At 67.0% G+C, this 19,670-nt stretch carries 19 protein-coding genes; 6 read left to right on the top strand and 13 right to left on the bottom strand.

Features of this window, described 5'->3' with window-relative positions; genetic code table 11:
• Positions 1-68 precede the first annotated feature (68 nt).
• Positions 69-353, bottom strand: coding sequence for an HU family DNA-binding protein (locus A6M56_RS15150; protein WP_045787558.1), 285 nt, complete (start codon positions 351-353; stop codon positions 69-71).
• 298 nt (positions 354-651) lie between these two features.
• On the opposite strand from A6M56_RS15150, the gene A6M56_RS15145 reads away from it, so the two are divergent.
• The gene (locus A6M56_RS15145; protein WP_062737981.1) at positions 652-1,404 is read left to right on the top strand and encodes an NAD(P)H-binding protein; all 753 of its coding nucleotides are present in this window, start codon (positions 652-654) and stop codon (positions 1,402-1,404) included.
• 36 nt (positions 1,405-1,440) lie between these two features.
• On the opposite strand, the gene A6M56_RS15140 is transcribed toward A6M56_RS15145, so the two are convergent.
• Positions 1,441-2,772, bottom strand: a complete 1,332-nt coding sequence (locus A6M56_RS15140; RefSeq protein ID WP_045787556.1) for an MFS transporter — start codon at positions 2,770-2,772, stop codon at positions 1,441-1,443.
• Positions 2,773-2,954: 182 nt separating this feature from the next.
• Between A6M56_RS15140 and A6M56_RS15135 the strand changes: the two genes are divergently transcribed.
• Together A6M56_RS15135 and A6M56_RS15130 are read left to right on the top strand one after the other, a co-directional pair.
• A complete protein-coding gene (locus A6M56_RS15135; RefSeq protein ID WP_045787930.1) occupies positions 2,955-3,296 on the top strand; it encodes a hypothetical protein in 342 nt (113 codons plus the stop codon).
• A gap of 152 nt (positions 3,297-3,448) precedes the next feature.
• On the top strand, positions 3,449-4,849 hold the full coding sequence (locus A6M56_RS15130; RefSeq protein ID WP_062737892.1) for a GntP family permease: 1,401 nt from the start codon (positions 3,449-3,451) through the stop codon (positions 4,847-4,849).
• A gap of 69 nt (positions 4,850-4,918) precedes the next feature.
• Here the strand turns inward: A6M56_RS15130 and A6M56_RS15125 are convergent, their stop codons facing one another.
• From A6M56_RS15125 to A6M56_RS15105, 5 genes are all read right to left on the bottom strand, one after another.
• Positions 4,919-5,356: a hypothetical protein gene (locus tag A6M56_RS15125; RefSeq protein WP_045787554.1), complete on the bottom strand. Its 438-nt coding sequence runs from the start codon at positions 5,354-5,356 to the stop codon at positions 4,919-4,921.
• Positions 5,357-5,509: 153 nt separating this feature from the next.
• Positions 5,510-6,277 (bottom strand): sulfite exporter TauE/SafE family protein, encoded by a 768-nt coding sequence (locus A6M56_RS15120; RefSeq protein WP_102080069.1) that lies wholly within the window; start codon positions 6,275-6,277, stop codon positions 5,510-5,512.
• 65 nt (positions 6,278-6,342) lie between these two features.
• On the bottom strand, positions 6,343-7,890 hold the full coding sequence (locus tag A6M56_RS15115) for an ABC transporter permease/substrate-binding protein (RefSeq protein WP_102080068.1): 1,548 nt from the start codon (positions 7,888-7,890) through the stop codon (positions 6,343-6,345).
• The gene (locus A6M56_RS15110) at positions 7,872-9,080 is read right to left on the bottom strand and encodes an HD-GYP domain-containing protein (protein WP_062737890.1); all 1,209 of its coding nucleotides are present in this window, start codon (positions 9,078-9,080) and stop codon (positions 7,872-7,874) included. Before A6M56_RS15110 ends, A6M56_RS15115 begins: the two co-directional genes overlap by 19 nt.
• Before the next feature lie 246 nt (positions 9,081-9,326).
• Entirely contained in the window at positions 9,327-9,605 is a 279-nt protein-coding gene (locus A6M56_RS15105; protein WP_062737889.1) for a hypothetical protein, read from the bottom strand.
• 408 nt (positions 9,606-10,013) lie between these two features.
• On the opposite strand from A6M56_RS15105, the gene A6M56_RS15100 reads away from it, so the two are divergent.
• Complete coding sequence (locus A6M56_RS15100) at positions 10,014-10,820, top strand: hypothetical protein (protein WP_045787549.1); 807 nt, start codon at positions 10,014-10,016, stop codon at positions 10,818-10,820.
• 172 nt (positions 10,821-10,992) lie between these two features.
• On the opposite strand, the gene A6M56_RS15095 is transcribed toward A6M56_RS15100, so the two are convergent.
• Both A6M56_RS15095 and A6M56_RS15090 read right to left on the bottom strand, forming a co-directional pair.
• A complete protein-coding gene (locus A6M56_RS15095) occupies positions 10,993-11,799 on the bottom strand; it encodes a transporter substrate-binding domain-containing protein (RefSeq protein ID WP_045787548.1) in 807 nt (268 codons plus the stop codon).
• 62 nt (positions 11,800-11,861) lie between these two features.
• Positions 11,862-13,241: a M20 family metallopeptidase gene (locus A6M56_RS15090; protein WP_045787547.1), complete on the bottom strand. Its 1,380-nt coding sequence runs from the start codon at positions 13,239-13,241 to the stop codon at positions 11,862-11,864.
• Positions 13,242-13,494: 253 nt separating this feature from the next.
• Here A6M56_RS15090 and A6M56_RS15085 point away from each other — a divergent pair, with 253 nt between their 5' ends.
• Positions 13,495-13,764, top strand: a complete 270-nt coding sequence (locus A6M56_RS15085; RefSeq protein ID WP_045787546.1) for a hypothetical protein — start codon at positions 13,495-13,497, stop codon at positions 13,762-13,764.
• Between the two features lie 10 nt (positions 13,765-13,774).
• Here the strand turns inward: A6M56_RS15085 and A6M56_RS15080 are convergent, their stop codons facing one another.
• From A6M56_RS15080 to A6M56_RS15065, 4 genes are all read right to left on the bottom strand, one after another.
• On the bottom strand, positions 13,775-15,085 hold the full coding sequence (locus A6M56_RS15080) for a HipA N-terminal domain-containing protein (RefSeq protein WP_102080067.1): 1,311 nt from the start codon (positions 15,083-15,085) through the stop codon (positions 13,775-13,777).
• A 488-nt stretch (positions 15,086-15,573) separates the two neighbouring features.
• The gene (locus A6M56_RS15075) at positions 15,574-16,506 is read right to left on the bottom strand and encodes a DMT family transporter (RefSeq protein WP_045787544.1); all 933 of its coding nucleotides are present in this window, start codon (positions 16,504-16,506) and stop codon (positions 15,574-15,576) included.
• Between the two features lie 62 nt (positions 16,507-16,568).
• Positions 16,569-17,117 carry a methylated-DNA--[protein]-cysteine S-methyltransferase gene (locus A6M56_RS15070; protein ID WP_062737887.1) on the bottom strand — a complete coding sequence of 183 codons (549 nt, stop codon included), beginning with the start codon at positions 17,115-17,117 and terminating at the stop codon, positions 16,569-16,571.
• 4 nt (positions 17,118-17,121) lie between these two features.
• On the bottom strand, positions 17,122-18,597 hold the full coding sequence (locus tag A6M56_RS15065; RefSeq protein ID WP_102080066.1) for a DNA-3-methyladenine glycosylase 2 family protein: 1,476 nt from the start codon (positions 18,595-18,597) through the stop codon (positions 17,122-17,124).
• Between the two features lie 136 nt (positions 18,598-18,733).
• Here A6M56_RS15065 and A6M56_RS15060 point away from each other — a divergent pair, with 136 nt between their 5' ends.
• Positions 18,734-19,480, top strand: a complete 747-nt coding sequence (locus A6M56_RS15060) for an SDR family oxidoreductase (RefSeq protein ID WP_045787541.1) — start codon at positions 18,734-18,736, stop codon at positions 19,478-19,480.
• Positions 19,481-19,670: the final 190 nt, after the last annotated feature.

Genomic DNA, 19,670 nt, shown 5'->3' with positions numbered 1-19,670 from the left:
CAAAAGAAAAAGGACCCCGCAGGGTCCCTTGCAAGTCTCCCGGCCCCGCGGGGCACGGTGGAAGACGCTTACTTCTTCTTGTTCACGGCGTCCTTGAAGCCCTTGCCAGCCGTGAACTTCACGGTCTTGGTTGCCGGGATCTTGATGGCTTCGCCAGTGCGCGGGTTGCGGCCGGTGCGTGCTGCGCGCTTGCCCGACGAGAACGAACCGAAGCCAACCAGCGTGATGGTGCCGCCCTTGGCGACGGTCTTCTTGATGTTTTCCAGCGCGGAGTTCAGTGCGCGCTCAGCGGCGGCGATGCTCAGTTCTGCGTCTTTGGCAATGGCGGCTACGAGTTCGGCTTTGGTCGTCATGTCATTTCCCCACTTCAGGTTTGTTGGACAGCGTTGTACTGCGACCCGTTTTATATCATCGTTGCGAAGGGTTGCACATCCCCTAACTGCAAGGCTTTGCGGGCCGTTGCTTGCAGCCGACACTTGTCCTGTCTACGTTTGCGGGCCGGCATCCGGGAAAAACCTGATATCGACAGGGTTTGTTTGCATTTCAGACAGCCTTTCTCGCCCCGGAACCGCACAGGCGGAAGGCGGCAGACACGCCCTCGAACTGTCGGGCGCCGCATCGTTGTCGAGGTAGAAGCTCATGGAGAACATCATGTCGCGTTCGCAAACACTTGTTGCGCAAGGCTTGGCAGCCGATGGCCATGTCGGCGGGCAAACGCGCGGACCGTCGGTGCTGGTCGCCGGCGCAAGCGGGCTGGTGGGCCGCGCCGTGGTGCGTCGGCTCGCCGCGCAATCGTGGCCCGGCCGTGTCACCGCGCTCGTACGCCGCGCCGGAACCTTGACACCCGAGCACGCGATGCCGGGCCGGCTCCACGAATACGTCGTCGACTTTGAGCGGCTGGACGCGCCCGAAGCGCAGCCGGCCCTCGCTGCTGACATCGTCATCTGCGCGCTCGGCACGACCCTTCGCCAGGCTGGTTCGGAGGCGGCATTCCGGCGCGTGGATGTCGAGTATCCGGCGGAGCTGGCACGCCGCGCGTTTGCGGCTGGCGCCCATCATTTCCTGCTGGTGAGCGCGCTGGGCGCCGATGCGCGATCCAGGGTGTTCTACAACCGCTGCAAGGGGGAAGCCGAGGCGGAAATCCTGTCGGTCGGCTTTGCGTCGGTCACGGTGGTGCGGCCTTCGCTGCTGCTCGGCAAGCGGGCTGAATTGCGCCGTGGTGAACGCATTGCGCAATCGCTGTCGGGCGCGATCGGCTGGATGGTGCCCAGGCCCTGGCGGCCCGTGCCGGCGGAGTCGGTGGCGGCGGCGCTCGTGAGCGCAGCGCGCGTGGATGCGCCCGGTGTGCGCCTGCTCGAAAACGCGGCATTGCTCGCCGCCAAAGACGAACGGCCGGTGGGGTAAGCCACCGGCCGTTGCGCACAGCTGGATCTGCGAGCGTTACTTCTCGATCGGCTTGCCCGTGCGGTCGTGCATCAGCGCCAGTGCACAGACGCTGATGATGCCGGCGGCCATCACGTAATACGACGGTGCCAGCTTGCTGCCGGTCGTTGCGATCAACCACGTCACGATCAGCGGGGCAAAGCCGCCGAAGATCGTCACCGCCAGGTTGTACGAAATCGACAGGCCGGTCGAGCGCACGGCGGTCGGGAACTGTTCGGCCAGCACCGCCGGCGCCGGACCCGTGAACGCCGCCAGCAGCACGCCCAGGATCACCTGTACCTGCAGCAGCGTCTGCACGGTCGGGTTGACGTTCAGCCAGTGGAAGAGCGGATAGGCCGCCACCGCAATGGCCAGCGCCACTGTGCCCAGCATGCGCTTGCGGCCCACGCGATCGGACAGCGTGCCCATGAGCGGGCACAGCACGAAGATGATCGCGCCGCACAGCGCCGTCGACTGGAACGTCGCGCCCAGCGGCAGGCCGAGCTGCTGCTTCGCGTATGTCGGCATGTAGAACACCAGCGTGTACGTGCAGACCGTCCAGAGAATCGTCACGCCGAGGCCGCCGAGCACTTCGCGCGGATGGTCGCGCAGCACCTGCGACAGCGGCGCCAGACGCGACTCCTTGGCGGCCTTCGCCTTCTGCGCCTCGAAGGCGGGCGGCTCGTGCAGATGCGAGCGGATGTACATGCCGACCGGCCCGATCAGCAGCCCGAACAGGAACGGAATGCGCCAGCCCCAAGCGTCGATCTGCTCGGGCGACAGGCCATTCGTGACGATCGCGCCCATTGCCGCACCGAGGATGAACGAGATGCCCTGGCTCGCCTGCTGCCAGCTCGCGAAGTAGCCGCGCTTCTCGTCCGGCGCATATTCGATGAGGAACGCCGTGGCGCCGCCCACTTCACCGCCGGCCGAGAAGCCCTGGATGAGCCGCGCGATCACGATGAGGATCGGCGCGCCGATGCCGATCTGCGCGTACGTCGGCGCAAGCCCGATGATGGCCGTGCCCAGCGCCATCAGCATGATGGTGAGCGTGAGCGCAGCCTTGCGGCCCACGCGGTCGGCATAGATGCCGAGCACCACCGCGCCGACTGGCCGCATGAAGAAGCCGACGCCAAACGTGGCGACGGTCAGCATGAACGAGGTGAAGTCATTGCCCGTGGGGAAGAACAGCTTGGCAATGATGACCGCAAAGAAGCTGTAGACCGTAAAGTCGAACCATTCAAGACCGTTGCCGATGGTGGCGGCAATGATGGCCTTGCGTCGAGTGGCTGCCGAGATGGCCGGGGCCGTTGCACGATCGCCCGGGTTGGGCGTTGCCGTGGCTTGCATGGATGTGTCCTCCAGTGTGTGTGGGGCATCGCCGGCCGCGCTCTCTCTCCCCCGTGCGGACGGCGAAGCGGTCATGGTAAGTGATCCGGCCGCAATTGGCAGCGCCCGGCGGTGAAGTCCTCGGAATTGAAAGCGTTCAACGCGGTCGAACACATATGCATAGGCATTCAATGGAGCACATCATGATCCCGACGCTGCAACGCGGCCGTCGCCTTGCCGCCTTCCTGCCGGGGGCGCTCGTTGCGGGCGCCGCCGCGTTGCTGACCGGCTGCGTGGCTGCGCCGTACTACGACGCCTACGGGAACCCGGTGTCGCCGGCCGTCGTCGCGCCCGTGGCGGCGTATCCCGTGTACGACCCATATCCGTATTACGGGCCGGTCGTCTACCCGGCGCCCGTCTACGGCAGCGTGTGGATCGGCAGCGGCGGGTGCTGGAACTGCCGTCGCGGCTGGGGAGGGCGAGGCTGGGGCGGCCACGGCTGGGGGCATGGCAACTGGGGACACGGCGGCTGGCACCATCGCTGAGCTGTCACGCCGGCGTCACGCAGACGCACGGCGGCGCGGCCGAACGCCAGTTCTGCGGCCAGTTCAATACGCGTGATTGCGTAACGGCATCTGTTGCATCGCGACATACAATCCTTCGCTCTTAAAAAGAAAAGCATGCGAGGAGATTGTCGATGTCCGTCATCATCGTGCTGGCTGCGCTGGCATTTCTGATGTTCGCCGCGTATCGCGGCTACAGCGTCATCCTGTTTGCACCACTGGCCGCCCTCGGCGCGGTGCTGCTGACCGACCCATCGGCCGTGGCGCCCGTGTTCTCCGGCATCTTCATGGAGAAGATGGTCGGCTTCGTCAAACTGTATTTCCCTGTGTTCCTGCTGGGCGCCGTGTTCGGCAAGGTGATCGAGCTGTCGGGTTTTTCGCGCTCGATCGTCGCGTCGGTCATCCGTGTGGTGGGGGCCAAGCGGGCGATGCTTTCCATCGTGCTGGTGTGTGCGCTGCTGACGTACGGCGGTGTGTCGCTCTTCGTGGTGGTGTTTGCGGTGTACCCGTTCGCGGCGGAGATGTTCCGCCAGGGCAACATCCCCAAGCGCCTCATCCCGGGCACGATCGCGCTGGGCGCGTTTTCGTTCACGATGGACTCGCTGCCGGGCACGCCGCAGATCCAGAACATCATCCCGACCACGTTCTTCCACACCACGTCGTGGGCGGCGCCCTGGCTGGGCACCATCGGCGCGCTGTTCATCATTGTGGTGGGCATGGCGTATCTCGAATGGCGCCGCCGCGTCGCGCTGCGCAATGGTCACGGTTATGACCACGGCCTCGCCAAGCTGGTGAACGAGCCGGAGACGGCCGAGACCGGCGCGCTCGCGCATCCGCTCGTCGCGCTGTCGCCGCTGGTGCTTGTGGGTGTGATGAACCTGCTGTTCACGCGCTGGATTCCGACGTGGTACGGCAAGGTCGTCACGGTGGCACTGCCGGGCCTGCCCAAGCCGCTGACGGTCGAGGCCGACAAGCTGACCGCCATCTGGGCCGTGGAGGCTGCGCTGCTGATCGGCATCATCGTGGTGGTCGTGTTCGGCTTTCGCGCCGTGAAGGATCGCTTTGCCGAAGGCAGCAAGTCCGCGGTCTCGGGCGCGCTGCTGGCGGCGATGAACACCGCCTCGGAATACGGCTTCGGCGGCGTCATCGCCGCGCTGCCGGGGTTCCTGGTGCTGGCCGAGGGGCTGCGTGCGATTCCGAATCCGCTCGTCAATGAAGCCGTGACGGTCAGCACGCTCGCGGGCATCACCGGCTCTGCGTCGGGCGGCATGAGCATTGCGCTGGCGGCAATGGCCGACCAGTTCATCCAGGCCGCACAGGCGACGGGCATTCCGATGGAGGTGCTGCACCGCGTGGCGTCGATGGCCTCGGGCGGCATGGACACCCTCCCGCACAACGGCGCCGTCATCACGCTGCTGGCCGTGACGGGCCTCACCCATCGCGAGGCGTATCGCGACGTATTCTGCGTCACGCTGATCAAGACGCTGGCCGTGTTCTTCGTGATCGCTGTGTTCTACGGCACGGGCATCGTCTGACGTCGCGACGGCCGCAACGAAAAAAGCCACCGATAGCCGGTGGCTTTTTCTTATAGCCGCGCGCGGGCGTTATCGGCCGTTGACCGCTTCCGGCTGCCGCTCACGGCAGACGCGCTGCGCTTCGCCGACGAGCGAATCGCACTGGTTGGCACGGCGCGACCAGAACGCGCGGTCCGACGACGATTCGGCCGTCGCCTTGCCGTGGCGGTGCGTGACGTGCTTGTCGACCCACTTGTCGGTCTTCACATGCGCACGGTGGACCTTCTGCCTCAGGGTGCCGGGCGTGGCTTGGGGCTGCGCGCCGGACATGGCCTTGTTGTGATAGCCGGGGTTCTCGGCGGCGTCGGCGTTGCGCTGCATCTGCGTGCGCGGGCCTTCCATCGGGCTGTCGACGCCGGTGACAGCGCTGTGATCTTTCTGCTGGGCCTGCGCGGGCGCCGCGCCGATCCACGCGCAGGTGGCCACGACGATGGCCGCGGCCAGGCTCGACATCTTGCGTGCTTGCATGCTCGTTCTCCTTGTTGTGAAACGGGGCGGACTCAACGACACGCACGCAGCGTGCCATTCACGGGGGCCCCGAACGTCACAATAGAAAAGCGGCAAACCGGTGGGCAGTAGGGCTTTGGCTGAACCCGGTGTCAGACAACGCCGATCGGCGGCTCAGGCCCGTACGAACAGCCAGACCGTCAGGACCGCCCCCACGACAACCACAAAGCCGCGCAGCACCTTTTCGGGCAGCCGGTGCAGCAGCCACGCCCCGGCAAAACCGCCCGCGATGCCGCCAATGGCGAGCGCCAACACCGCCGCCCAGTCGACCCGCGGCGAGAACGCAAACACCGCCACCGCGGATGCATTCATCGTCATGGCAAGCACGTTCTTGGTAGCGCCCGCCGTGCGCACTTGCTGGCCCGCCACGGTGAGCGCCGCCAGCATGAGAAAGCCGATGCCGCCGCCGAAGTAGCCGCCGTAGATCGCAATCGCAAACTGGATGGCCGCCAGCGTCGTGGTCGACATGCCCGCCGTCGCGTGCAACGGCTTGCGGCGGAAGCTGCCCCACGCAAACACGGTCGTCGCAAACAGCACCAGGTAGGGCACCAGCTTGGCGAAGAACGACGGCGGTGTCGCCAGCAGCAACAGCGCGCCGAGCACGCCGCCGATCAGGCTGATGACGATGAGTTGCTTGAGCGAGAGATGATGCGCGTCGGCATCGACGCCGCCGGCCAGCTTGCGTCCGGCAATCGATGAGGTGATCTGGCTCGGGAACAGCGCAATCGTCGACGTCATGTTGGCCGCCAGCGGGTTGAGCCCCGCCAGCAGCAGCGCGGGAAACGTGATGAACGACCCACCGCCGGCCAGCGCATTCTGCGCGCCGGCATAGACGCCGGCCGCCGCGACGAGCAGGGCGGTGGAAAACGAAAGCGTGGTCATGGGCGAGAGGTCCGGCGCGGCTGAGGTCAGGCCGCATGGTAATGGAACGCCCGCGCCCGCGCTTGTTACCGGAGTGGGGTGTCGCCGTGCCGCCGCAACCACCATTCGGCGAGTTCGAACGCGCCTTGCACCGCCAGTGCCAGCACTGCGGCGGGGATGGCGCCTGCCAGCAGCGTTGCGCTGTCGTTCAGGGCGAGCCCGGTGGCGATGCGCTCGCCGTAGCCGCCAGCGCCGATGAACGCAGCGATGGTCGCCGTGCCCACGCTGATGACGGCCGCTGTCTTGACGCCCGCCAGGATGACGGGCAGCGCCAGCGGCAGATCGACCACGCGCGTGCGCTGGGATGGCGTGAAGCCCAGCGCCAGGGCGGCATCGCGCAGGCCTGCGGGCACCTGCTCCAGTCCGACGATGGTGTTGCGCACGATCGGCAGCAGCGCGTACACGGCCAACGTAATCAGCGCCGGCACCACGCCGATCGACCCGACGACCGGGATCAGCATCGCCAGCAGCGCCAGCGACGGAATTGTCTGCAGCACGCCCACCATGGCCAGGATCGGCTGCTTGATCGGCCGCCGCGCCGCCATGAGCCCGAGCGGCACGCCAAGCAGGACGGCCACGCCCGTGGAAATGCCCACCAGCGCCAGGTGGCGCTGGGTGAGGCGCCACAGGTCATCGGTCAGCTGCGTGAAGAACCCTCGTGTGGGTGTGGCCGCAGGTACATCGCCATGGCCGGCCAGAAACTGCCGCGCGACTTGCGAGAACGACTTGCCCTCGAGCTCTACCGCCGCGTTCATGGCAATCATGTCGTCGCGCTGGATGCGGCGGGCCAGCGCGCCAATCGCCTGCCATTGCGCAGCGTGCCGTCGCGCAACGTCGGCGCGATAGAGCAGCACGGCGTCGTAGCGCGGGAAAATGTGCGCGGGATCGTCGAGCACGCGCAACTGTTCGCCGCGGATCCTGGCGTCGGTCGAGTAGATGTCGATCACGTCGACCTGGCTGGCGCGCAGCGCGTCGTAAGCGACGCCGTGATCGAGGCCAGTCGGACGCTGCGGCAGCTTGTAATGTGCGGCGATCGCCGGCCAGCCGTCCGCGCGGCCGAGGAATTCATGCGACAAGCCAAGGCGCAGCGCCGGGTGCGTGGCCAGATCGGCCAACGTGCGGATGTGTGCGCGTTCGGCGTCGGCCTCGCGCATGGCCAGCGCGTAGGTGTCTTCAAAGCCCAGCGGCACGCCGGCGGCGAGCCCCAACGGTGCAAGCGCACGATTGACGTCGGCCAGCAGCGCAGCCTGATCCGGATTGGCGGCTTGCGCAGCCGGCAGACGCAGGACTTCAGCGGCGATGGTGCCGAGGTAATCGGGGTAGACGTCGATGCTGCCGTTCTTGAGCGCGGCGAAGACGATGGCGGTGTTGCCGAGGCCCGGCACGTGTTGGGCAGGGCCATGCGGGGCGGCCGTCTGCGAGAGGATTTCCCCCAGCACGTACGACTCGGTAAAGCGTTTGGAACCGATGCGCAGCGGATCCTGCGCCAATGCAGATGTGCTCAGCGCCAGCCACGCCATCCACATGAGGCAGCGCCGGAAGCGCAAACTACGGATCAGTCGCCGTGCATCCAAAGTGCGTCGAGGTCGGTCAGGCCCCAGTCCCGGGGTTCTTCTCTTGAGACAATCTGGTCGCCTGTCTGCGCCAGGTCGATCACCTCGGGCGCAATCCGCGTACCCGACGATATGGAGAAGAATACCTTGACCGTGGGCGTGAGCAACGCGCCGGGCGCATGCTGCATGACCACCGCCAACCGCCCCGAGCGCAGCCGCACCAGCGAGCCCACCGGGTAGATGCCCACGCTTTTCACGAAGGCGTTGAAGACCACCGGGTCGAAATGGTTGCCGCGCCACTCGACCATGCGCTGCACCGCGTAGGCGGCCCCCCAGGCTTTCTTGTACGGGCGGTCCGACGTGATCGCGTCATACACATCGCAGATCGCTCCCATGCGCGCGAACAGCGAGATGCCGTCCCCGGCCAGCTTGTGCGGGTAGCCCGTCCCGTCCATGCGTTCGTGATGGTGCAGGCAGACGTCGAGGGCAACCTCGCACATGTTGCTGTCGCCGACGAGGATGTCGTAGCCGGCTTGCGGGTGCGTGGTCACGCTGCGGAATTCTTCTGCCGTGAGCGCCCCCGGCTTGTTCAGCACCTCGGGCGGAATGGCAATCTTGCCGATGTCATGCAGCAAGCCCGCCAGCCCCGCGTCGCGTACCTCGTCATCGGACAGCCCGAGCTGCCGGCCGAGCGCCACCATGAGCGCGCAAACCGCCACGGAGTGCAAGAAGGTATAGCGGTCCTTGGTCTTCAGGCGCACCAGGCTCGTGAGGGCGCCGGGGTGGCGGTCGACCGAGCTTGAAATCGCTTCCACCAGCGGCAATGCGTCGCGCGCTTCGACTGTGCGGCCCATGCGCGCGTCGGCAAACATCGCCTGCACGGCCGCTTCAGCCTTGCTGATGAGGCGGGCCGCGTGGCGCATTTCCTCTGCGCGCGTGATCGCGCGGGGTGCGATGGTGGCGCCTGCCAGTGTTGCCGGCGGGGTGGGCGGCGCCATTGCCGTGGGCACGGCACGTGCGGCTGCCACATCGGTGCCGCGGGCGGTGTCGATCCAGACCTCCCGCACGCCGCTGGTGCGCAGGCGTTGCAGCTGGGCGGCGTCTTCCACGCGAAAGCGCGCTCGCCAGAACGGGTGGTCGAGCCACGAGCCGACGAATTCGTCGAGGTACATGCCAACCCGCAGGTCTTCGATGGCAATGCGCTTGCGCATAGAGTGGTGTCGAGCGTCGAGACAGGGCGGTTCGCGCAAAGGAACGCCGCCTGCCAATGGGATACACCACTGTTATCGGACGTGCGTCACCGGGCTTGAGAGGGGGGAAATCCGGACTTGCCATATAGAAGCCCGCGGGCGGAGGCCTCAAAAAAAAAAGCGGCCAGAAGGCCGCTTCGGTAAGCCGGTACCGGCGCCCACTCGGGCGCGCGGCATCGGGGAGGGAGAGACGTCAGGACGAACCGCTTATTGGCCGTCGGTGAACGGGTCAGCCTTGCCGACCAGGGCGCCATCGGTGTACGGATCGGCCTTGCGCAGTTGGCCGTCGGTGTAGGGGTCGGCCTTGCGCAGAGCGCCGTCCGTGTACGGATCAGCCTTGCTCACGCGGGCGCCGTCGGTGTACGGGTCGGCCTTGGTGACGGCCTGGCCGTTGGTGTACGGGTCTTGGCTTTGCACGCCGGCAGCAAAGGCGGGAACGGCGGCAACAGCGATCAGCGAGGCGAGGATCAGGTTCTTGGTCTTCATGATGAGCTCCACAGTCTGGGGGGAAGCGCTTGCGCACGAGCAGGTTTGCTGCAGTGCGGTAACGCGATGGCATAAGCTTAGTCGTTGCTCGAAAGGGAAAAAAGCAGTTCTCTTAAACTCTTTGTTCAAAAAACAAGAACAATTGTGCTGCACCAGGCACCTGCATCTGCGTCTAAGTCATTGATTTGACACACAAATATGCGATGCGGGATAACCCTTAATGCGGAAGTCTGACTACGCGGCAGTACGAAAATTCCCGGCGCACACGCCCCGCTTTGTTGCATTGCATTTCACACATGGGGATTCCCCTCCCCACGGTGGGGCGGTTTGCCGCTAAACCTTCCGGGCGGATGGTCGTTGATGCAGGTACGGGCGACGTTTCGCGCCCACTGCAGTCAGGAAGGTCCCATGTCCATTACCTCTGGTTCCATTGCCCGTTTCGAAATCGACGGCGTCGCCTACCAGGCGAGACTGTTTGCGCTGCCGTTTCACGTGCCGGAAAACGGCCGCGTGCGCGCGCACGCGATCGGGCGCCCGGACATGCCGTTTAGCGGTGTGCATGTGCTGGGCAAGTGGCTGGAAGCGCGCGCGTTGCCGCAGGGGGTGGGCCTCGTCATGGCGGACCGCCTGTTCTCGCACGGCGCGGTGGAGCAGTGGTCCGGCGCGGACGGCGCACGCGCGGCCAAGGTGCTGTCGCAGGTGGCGCTGGGCGCCAGGTCCAGTCATCGCCTGTGGCGCAACACCGTGGCAGGCGGCTTTCGCGATGAAACCGCGTTCTTCCTCGGCGCAGCGTTTGTACAGAGCGATGCCGCCGTGGACGATGTCCGCCTGCTGGGCGATCTGATTCCGGCAGCCGAGTGGGCGAATGTGGCCGGCGCCGCTTCGACCATGATGGGGCTGCACCTGTATCGGCCGGACGAACCGGAAGCGCTGGTCAACTGTGCGCTACTGGCGCCGGCGTGGACGGAAGCCGCCGTGGAACGCGCTGACGGCTATCGTGCGCTCACGCTGCTGCATTCCTTTACCGAAGGCGACGAGGATATCCACGTCGACATCGAACTGCTGCCGCCCGGCCAGGTGGTGCTGCAGGTGGAATCGTGCTCCACGCGGTTCTCGGCGCGCTTCGACCCGGCGCTGCTGGGCCGCGACATGACCGATGCGCTGCTGCGCGACGCGCTCGCGTTGCAGCACGGCGATCGGACGCGCCTGCACTGACAGCGTGGACGCGTGGCGAGCCCGTGCTGCGTGCCACGCCGCGTGCGGATGCGCACATCCTCGCGATTTTTCGCTCTCGTGGCCCGGTTGCCGGCCAGGGCCGCGGTGCTTTTGCATGCGGGCCCTTGCCGCGAAGGCGCGGCTGCCGCGCACCGCCCTGTCTTAGCCGCGCTTACCTGGCGGCCGCGGTCCACGGATACGCGAGCCACGCATCGAAGCGCTTGGCAAATTCGCCGCTCTCGATCGTCTGGCGCAGCCACTGGTCGACGAAGTTCTTGAACACGACGTCGCGCGGCAGCAGGTAGGCCTTCTCCGAGAAATCGAACGGCGCCTCCGGGTGCACCGCGCACAGTTCCGGATGCAGCTTCTGCTGCAGCTTGGTTTCGACCGCGTCGGTCATCATCAGGTCGGCGCGGCCTGCCACGATCTCGTTGAAGATCGTCACGTTGTCCGGATACACCCGGATCTGCGCCTGCTTCAGGTTCGCGCGTGCAAACTTCTCGTTGGTGCCGCCCGGGTTGACGATGGCGCGCACGTTCGGCTGGTCGATCTGCGCCAGCGTCTGGAACTTCGCCTGGTTCTCGCAGCGGGTGATTGGCGTCTTGCCATCGCGCTGATACGGAATCGAATAGAACGCCTTCTTCTGCCGATCGAGCGTGACAGACACCCCGCTCATGGCGATGTCATAACGGTCCGCCGCAAAGTCCTGCATCAGCGTGGACCACGTGGTCGGCACGACTTCCAGCTTCACGCCCAGCGCCTTGGCCAGGCTTTCGCCCATCTCCACGTCGAGGCCGATGAAGCGGCCGTCTGCCGGGTTCTTGTAGCTGAAGGGCTTGTAGTCGCCAGTGGTGCCGACGCGCAGCGTGCCGCGCGCGATGATCTCGTCGAGGCGATTGGTCTGGGTGTGGGCCACGGCAGGTGCGGCCAGGGCGGCGCAGAACAGCAGGGCACCCGTGCGGATGAAGCGGTTCAACATGAGACTCCTCCTGTGCAACAAAAAAGCGCGACGCCGCGGCGCCGCGCCCCCTCAATGCCGGCTTACTGGCCGGACGTCTTGTTCCACTGCAGCGCGTTGAGCACGGCCAGCGACATCGCCGTCACGCCCGTCTTGATGGACGGCTCCGGCACCGGCGCAAACAGCGGCGAATGATTGGTCGGCAGCGGCTTGGCGCCCGGCTTGAGCGACGCAAGGAACGTCTGCGGATCATTTACGCCGATGAAGAAGAACATCGACGGGATGCCCGCGTCAACAAACGCCGAGAAATCTTCGCTGGCCGTGATGGGCGGCACGCGCAGCACGCGGTCGTTGCCGAAGGCGGTCTTGAACATCGCCTCGGTGCGCGCGACCACGGCCGGGTCGTTGTTGACGGCCTTGCCGCCCTCAGTGATCTTGATGTCGGCTTCGGGCGCGCCGGACATCTCCGTGACGGCCTTGGCGGTGCGGCGGATGCCGTCGAGCATCTTCTGACGCACGGCCGGCTTGTACGAACGGATCGTGCCACGCAGCAGCACGCTGTCGGGGATGATGTTCTCGGCGCTGCCGCCCTGGATGGCGCCGATGCTGACCACACCGAATTCCTGCGGATCCTTCTCGCGGCTGATCACGCTTTGCAGGTCGACCACGAAGCGCGCGGCCATCATCACCGGGTCGATCGTCTTGTCGGGCGCGGAGCCGTGGCCGCCGCGGCCCTTGAAGGTGATCTCCAGCCCGTCGGAGTTGGACGTGACGGGGCCGCTGTTGAACACGATCGAACCATACGGCCCCGGGCCCGTATGCAGCGCAAACGCATAGTCAGGTTTCGGGAAGCGCTTGAAGAAGCCGTCGTCGATCATGCTCTGCGCGCCCGATACGGTTTCTTCCGCCGGCTGGGCCACGAACACCAGCGTGCCGTGCCAGCGGTCCTTCAGCGACACCAGCGTCTTGGCCGTACCGACCCACGATGCCATGTGCAGATCGTGCCCGCAGCTATGTGCGACGCCCACGTCCTCCCCCTTCCATTTCGTCCGCACGTGGCTGGCATAGGGCAGGCCGGTCTTCTCTTCCATCGGCAGCGCGTCGAGTTCGGTACGCACCAGGATCGTCGGGCCGGTCCCGTTGCGGTACACCGCCACCACGCCCGTCCTGCCGACGTGCTCCGTCACGTCAAAGCCGATCTTGCGCATCTGCTCGGCCAGCTTGGCGGCGGTGCGCGTTTCCTGGAACGCCAGTTCCGGATGCGCGTGGATGTCCTTGTAGAGCGCATCGAGCTGGCCGTATTCGGCATTGACCGCTGCGTCGACGGCCGGCTTGATCTGCGCGACGTCGATGCCGCCCGCGGCTGGCGCGGCGGACGGGGTTTGAGCGAAGGCGGGAAGCGCAACCCCGGCAATCAGCCAGGCGAGCGCGGTGCGCTTGAAGCGGGTCGAGCGAAGGGTCATGGGGTCTCCTTGCGTGGCACGGGTTTGATGCAATATCGTTGCTTCGTCAAACGTCCTGATTATGCAATTGCGTGCAGCCGTGCGCACCCCGGGGCAGCCCGGATAGACCAGGGCGTTTGTCGCCCAACACGGACGTCAATCGGATTCAGCTCCGCCGTCATCGATGCGGATTCTGAAGCGGCGCAGGTTGGCACCGGCCGCGGGCTTGCCTAGACTGGCTCGGGTGTGCGGTCTACTGGAAATCGCAAACGGAATGACGCCGATGTGCCTGCAGCTCTCGTTTAGCGATGCCCCGCCAGCCGATTCAGCGATTGGCGCGGCGCTGGAGGCCGCCCAGCGCGTGCTGCAGCACACCGGTGTGTCGCCGCGCGAGGCATTCGCGGCGTATCAGGCGTTTGCCAGCGGCAGCCGCGGGCCGGATGCCCTGGCCCTGGCCTTTGCACGGGCCGAAGCCGAGGCCATGGATACCCTGGCCGCGCACGGGTATCCGCACTATGGCTCGGTGAGTCTCGCGGCGCTCTAGCGTGGGCGCTTCAGACTTCGGCGGCCTTCCCGCCCAGCCGCCGGGCCGTTTCCGAAACGTGGCGATGGATGCGCGCGAGGAAGTCGACCTCCGCGGCCCGTGTCGGCGAATGGCCCAGCGCCTGCGACAGATGCGTCGCCACGAACGACGACTGCGGTGCCAGCATGCTGATCAGGCGCAACAGTTCGCGGCGTGCCTGGCTGGCGTCGTAGCCGAGGTGGTCGGCCAGCGCTAGCAGGGCGTCCTGATCGATGGCGTCGTAACGTGCTTGTGCCGTGGGTGACAGCGTCTGGGCATCCCACTCGTTCGCATAGACGGCGGCACAAAAGAGGTGATCGTGCGCGGCCAGCCGGATGCCGTCGGCGCCGATATGGAAATGCAGCGTGCCGGCCGAAGCGTTGCGTCCGCCGATCAGCAGGCAGAACACCATCCAGCGGAACAGCGATGCCGTGGCCGCTACCGGGTCGGCGCACAGGCGCGCGCATTGAGACACCTGCTCCACCGTGATCGGCAAGAACCGATGCTCCGGCGAAAGGCCCAGCAACTGCACCGCCGACACCACATAGCGCGCCTGGACGAGCGCCGTATCGTCGCTCTTGCAGCGCAGGGTGCGATCGAGCCGCTGCACCACGGCGGCGGTTTCCGGAAACTGTCGCAGGCCGATGAACGGCGTTTCCAGCCCGATGCTGCGCCCGAGCAGCGTGGCCCAGCAGTGATTGATGGTCGCATAGGGCAAGGGGGCGCCTTCGCCAAGATCGAGCCGGACGAAGTGGCTCGACTGCGCAGCATTGGCCGGTGCCGAAAACCGGCCGAGCCACATCGAGACCGGCAGTCCGTTCGAGGCGAGGAACGGCAGGCGGATCGCTTCGGCCTCGCGCTCGACGTCGCTGCCGTAGCGCGCACGCGTTTCCGCCACGCGCAGGGAGGTGGCGCGCTGCGGCCGGCCGATGGTCTGCCGGAACTGCAAAACCACGTCGCGCTCCGAAAGCCCATCGGCGTGGCCATGAGAAGGCTTGGCTCCGACGGGCACGACCGTCAACGGGCCGTCGAGATGCGGTGCTGCCTGCGCAAAATGATCGAGCGCCGCAGCCGCGGCCTTGGGCGCTTCGCGTGCGGGTGCAGGCAGCAGGTATTCAAAGAAGTGGCGCACCGGCTGCGCTTTTGCCGTATCGGCGATCGTGCCGGCGCTGCGGCGCAGGTGCGGGCTCAAGTCGAAGCCCTGCGCAGAAGCCTGCCAGCGAGCATCGTATTCGAACGCCCAACCGCTGCGGCCGCACGACAGTTGACCGATCAGGTGCTTGTTCAGGTAGACGTCCAGCATGCGCGTATCCAACGTGTTTGATGGAGCGTGCGTGGTCGGCCCGTGCAGCGGACAATCCGCCGGCAAGCGGGAATGCAATGCCTGGCACCATTCCCTTGCGCGCCCCTTATCGACCGTGGCCGAGCATAACGCAGAAAATCCGGTTAATCGCTGCGAAATCCGGTTTTGGTGATGCAGATTACTGAACGGCGATTATCGGATCGTTAATATCGCGTGCGATGCCGGCGATGTCTTTGGCGCTTGGTTCTACGTTTAAAGGCCTTAAGTCGACGCGCCACCGCAGCCAATGAGGCCGTTTGCAGATTTTTCAGCATGTGCCTGTGCGTGCGGTATTTATTGCAATGCGATTCACCATTCAGTTTGCAATCGGGCGATTGGATGTCTTAATAGGCGCCTTGGATTTGAAATCTCCGGCGTTGCCGACAAATCAGCGTATTCCGGCATAGGGCCCGGTGCCGCCGGCGCGGCCAGCGGCGGCCGGGCCGCGCTCAGCGGCCGGAGCGCAGCAGATGGTCCTTGGCGTCGGCCGATTCCGTGCCGTTCGGCTTCGCCTGTTTGCCAAAGGACAGCACGCCCGTGGACAGCGACGTGCCCAGCAGGATGACGGCGCAGCCGATCACCATGTTCAGCGTCAACTGCTCGCCGAGGAACAGGATGCCCCACAGCACGCCGAACACCGGGATCAGGAAGGTGACCGACACGGCGCGCGTCGGGCCCACATGCGCAACCAGGCGGAAGAACAGGATGTACGCGACGCCCGTGCAGGCGATGCCCAGCCCGATCACATGCAGCCACACGCTGCCGGTGGGCGTTTGCGCAGGCCATAGCCAGTAGGCGAGCGGGGCCAGCACGATGGTGGCGCCCAGTTGGCTCCCGGTGGCCACCGCAAGGGCGGGCACGCCCGTCAGGAAACGCTTGGTGTAGCTGCTGGCCACGCCGTAGAGCACCGTGGCCGACAGCGCCGCCGCCACCGCCATGCCGCCCTCCTTGGCATCGATGACCGAGGAGCCGCCCACCAACACGATCACGCCGACGAACCCGATGGCGAGCCCCAGCATCCGCAGCGACGACATCCGCTCGCCCAGCCACGCAAACGCGACGATGGCCGCGAACAGCGGCGCGGCGGCGTTCAGCACCGAGGTGAAGCCCGCCGTCAGCGTGAGTTCGGCATAGGCGAACAGCGAGAACGGAATGGCCGAGTTGAGCACGCCCACGGCCAGCATGTGCGGCCAGTGCGCGCGCAGCGCCCCCAGCCCGCCGCGCCATGTCAGCACCGGCAGCAGGAAGCACGAGGCAATGGTCACGCGCAGCGCGATCAGGGGAACCGGCCCGAACGGCGGTGCCGCCACACGCATGAACAGAAAGGAACCGCCCCACAGGGCGGCGAGCGTGAGCAGTTCCAGCACATCGGAGCGGCGCATGAGGGTCTCGTTATGGTTGTGTTGTGTGAAGGGCGGTGTGCATTGTCCGCTCGATTCGCTTTTCATGCAGGCGCGAATGCCAGCGCGCCCTGGCGGGCATCGGCGGGCACGGGCAGGCGTTCGCCGACCTGCGCCGGATGGCCTTCGAGCCGCAGCAGCGCCGCCTTGCGCGGCAGGCCGCCGGCATAGCCCGTGAGCGCGCCGTCGGCACCCACCACGCGATGGCAGGGGATGGCGATCGAGATCGGGTTGCGGCCCACTGCGGTACCGACCGCGCGCGCATGTTCGCGCGGCACGCCAAGACGCGCCGTGATCTGGCCGTAGGTCGTGCGATCGCCGAAGGCGATGTCGCACAGCTGCCGCCATACCGCCTGCTGGAACGGCGTGCCCTCGGGCGCCATCGGCAGATCGAACGCACGCAGCCGGCCCGCGAAGTAAGCCACGAACTGCGCCCGCGCCTCGCGCACGATCGGCACATCGGCGCCGTCGTGCATGCGACCGGCGTGCGCGGGAATCGTCTTCTGGCCGGGGAAGAACGCGCCGGTCAGGTGCGTGTCGGTGGCAATCAGCAGCAGGTCGCCGAGCGGACAGCGGAAGGTATGGCGGTACATGGATTCAACCCGGAGCGGTCTCGGCGAGGGTGTCCTCGCGGTGCCAGAGGTGCATGGCGGCATAGGCGCGCCACGGCGCCCACGGTTCTGCGCGTTCGACCATGGCGCGGCGCGTGGGCAAGGCGCCATGGGCATCGGCCAGGCGCTTGCGAAGCACGTAATCGCCCAGCGGAAACGCGTTGGGCCAGCCCAGTGCCCGCATGGCAACGTATTGCGCCGTCCATTCGCCGACACCGGGCAGCGCCTGCAGTGCGGCCAGCGTCGGGGCGAGCGGCACCAGCGGCTCCAGGCGCAAGTCGCCGGCGTCGATGGCGCGCGCGAGCTGCACCACGGCAGCGGCGCGACTCGCCTGCAGACCGGTCTGCGTGGACAGCGCCTTCGGCGCGACTTGCGCCAGCGTTGCCGCAGACGGAAACACCGTCGACACGCCTTCGCGGGGCTGCGCGAGCGGTGTGCCATAGGCGGCCGTCAGCCGCCCGAGCATGCGCCGCGCTTGCGCCAACGAAACGACCTGCCCGGTGATGGCGCGCACGGCAATCTCGAAGCCGTCCACGGCACCAGGCACGCGCAGCCCTGGCGTGCCGGCAGCGAGCGCACCCAGATGCCCATCGACCAGGTCGGGCCGGCAGTCGAGGTCGAACAGGCGCCGCACGCGGGCCAGCACGGGCGGTATCGCGTGCAGCAGGCTCGGCGACAGCGTGAGCGCCACCGCGTGACGCTGCGGCACATTGCGCGCATGCAGCCAGCCGGTGTGGCGCATGCCGGCGTAGTCCACGGTGATGGTACGGGCATAGCTGTCGGCGTCGACCTGCTCCACGCCCTCGACGGCGCGTGCGCCCAGGAAGGCCAGCAGCGCATGCCACGCAAACGGCGGCCGGTAGCCGAGCATGAGCGTCGGCCCGTCTTCCGAGCGCGCAGCGGCCGCGCGGGCCCGCAAGCGGGTCGGCGCAAATCCGTACTGTTCGGTGAAGCCGCTGTTCAGCCGCCGCACGCTGCCAAAGCCCGCCGCAAAGGCTACTTCGCCGACCGGCAGGGCGGTGTCCGTCAGCAGCCGCTTGGCCAGCAGCAGGCGCTGCGTCTGCGCATAGTCGATGGGCGACACGTCGAACTCGGCGCGGAAGATGCGGCGCAGGTGTCGATCCGTCACGCCCACCGCGGCGGCCAGTGCGGCGAGGTCGTGTTCCTGCAGAAAGCCTTCGTCGATCATGCGGGCCGCCGCGCGCGCCAGGTCCGACGACATCTCGGCCAGGCTGTGCCCGGGCGCCAGTTCCGGCCGGCAGCGCAGGCACGGGCGAAAGCCCGCGCGCTCGGCGGCGGCGGCCGTGGCGAAGAAGCGGCAGTTCTTCTGTTGCGGCGTGCGCACCGCGCAGACGGGCCGGCAATATACGCCGGTCGACGTCACACCCACGAAGAACCAGCCGTCGAAGCGCCGGTCGCGCGATCGCACGGCGTGGTAGCAGGCGTTGTGGTCGAGGTGCATGGCGGTGATGGGGTGAACTGGCACCTAGTCTAGCCCTGTCACGGGGAGGGGGTTCGCCGGATTCGGACATCTCCCTGGGTGCCGAAATGCCGGGGGGCCGGCACAATGCCAGCACAACAACACATCGGAGATCGGCATGTCGAAGACCATCGTCATTACCGGCGGCAGCCGCGGCATCGGCCGCGCCACGGCGGTACTTTGCGCACAACGCGGCTGGTCGGTCGCGTTGCAATACCGCGGCAACCGGGCGGCGGCCGAAGAGACGGTGGGCCTCATCGAGCAGGCCGGCGCGCAGGCGCTGGCCGTGCAGGGCGACGTGTCGAGCGACGAAGACGTGATCGCGCTGTTCGAAGCGGCGGCCGGGCGGTTTGGCGCGCTGCATGGCGTGGTGAACAACGCCGGCATCGTCGCCGAGGCGCAGGACGTGGCCGACATGACCACGCATCGCCTGCGCACGATGTTCGAGACGAACGTGCTGGGCGCCTTCCTGGTGGCGCGCGAGGCGGCGCGGCGCCTGTCGACTTCGCGCGGCGGCGTGGGCGGGTCGGTGGTGAACGTGTCGTCGGCGGCGTCGCGGCTGGGCTCGCCGCACGAGTACGTGGATTACGCTGCATCCAAGGGCGCCGTCGACACCATGACGCTGGGCCTGGCGCGCGAGCTGGCCCGCGACGGCGTGCGCGTCAACGCCGTGCGCCCCGGCCTGATCGAGACCGACATCCACGCCTCCGGCGGCCAGCCCGATCGGGCGCGGCGCCTGGGTGCCACGACGCCGATCGGCCGGCCCGGCACGCCGGAGGAGGTCGCGGAAACGATCGTCTGGCTGCTCTCCGATGCCGCGTCGTACGTGACGGGCGCGCTGCTCGATTGCAGCGGCGGTCGCTGAGCCGGTCTTTCCCCCAGCGCACTTGGTGGTTCATCCCCCAATTTGTGGATGCGGCGCCCGGTGTGCGTTTCTACGATCGCAGCATGACGTTGCAGCCGCCCGGCATGGGCGAATGCGGCGTCCCTGCATCTGTACAACGTTCAGTCGGCCGTTGTACGGACGGCGACTGCGGATCGCCGGTGGGCGTGTC

The organism is Ralstonia sp. RL, assembly GCF_001683835.1.
GTDB lineage: Bacteria > Pseudomonadota > Gammaproteobacteria > Burkholderiales > Burkholderiaceae > Ralstonia > Ralstonia mannitolilytica.
Note: the sequence above shows the minus strand (reverse complement) of the source record. Positions and strands in the feature narration are given on the sequence as shown.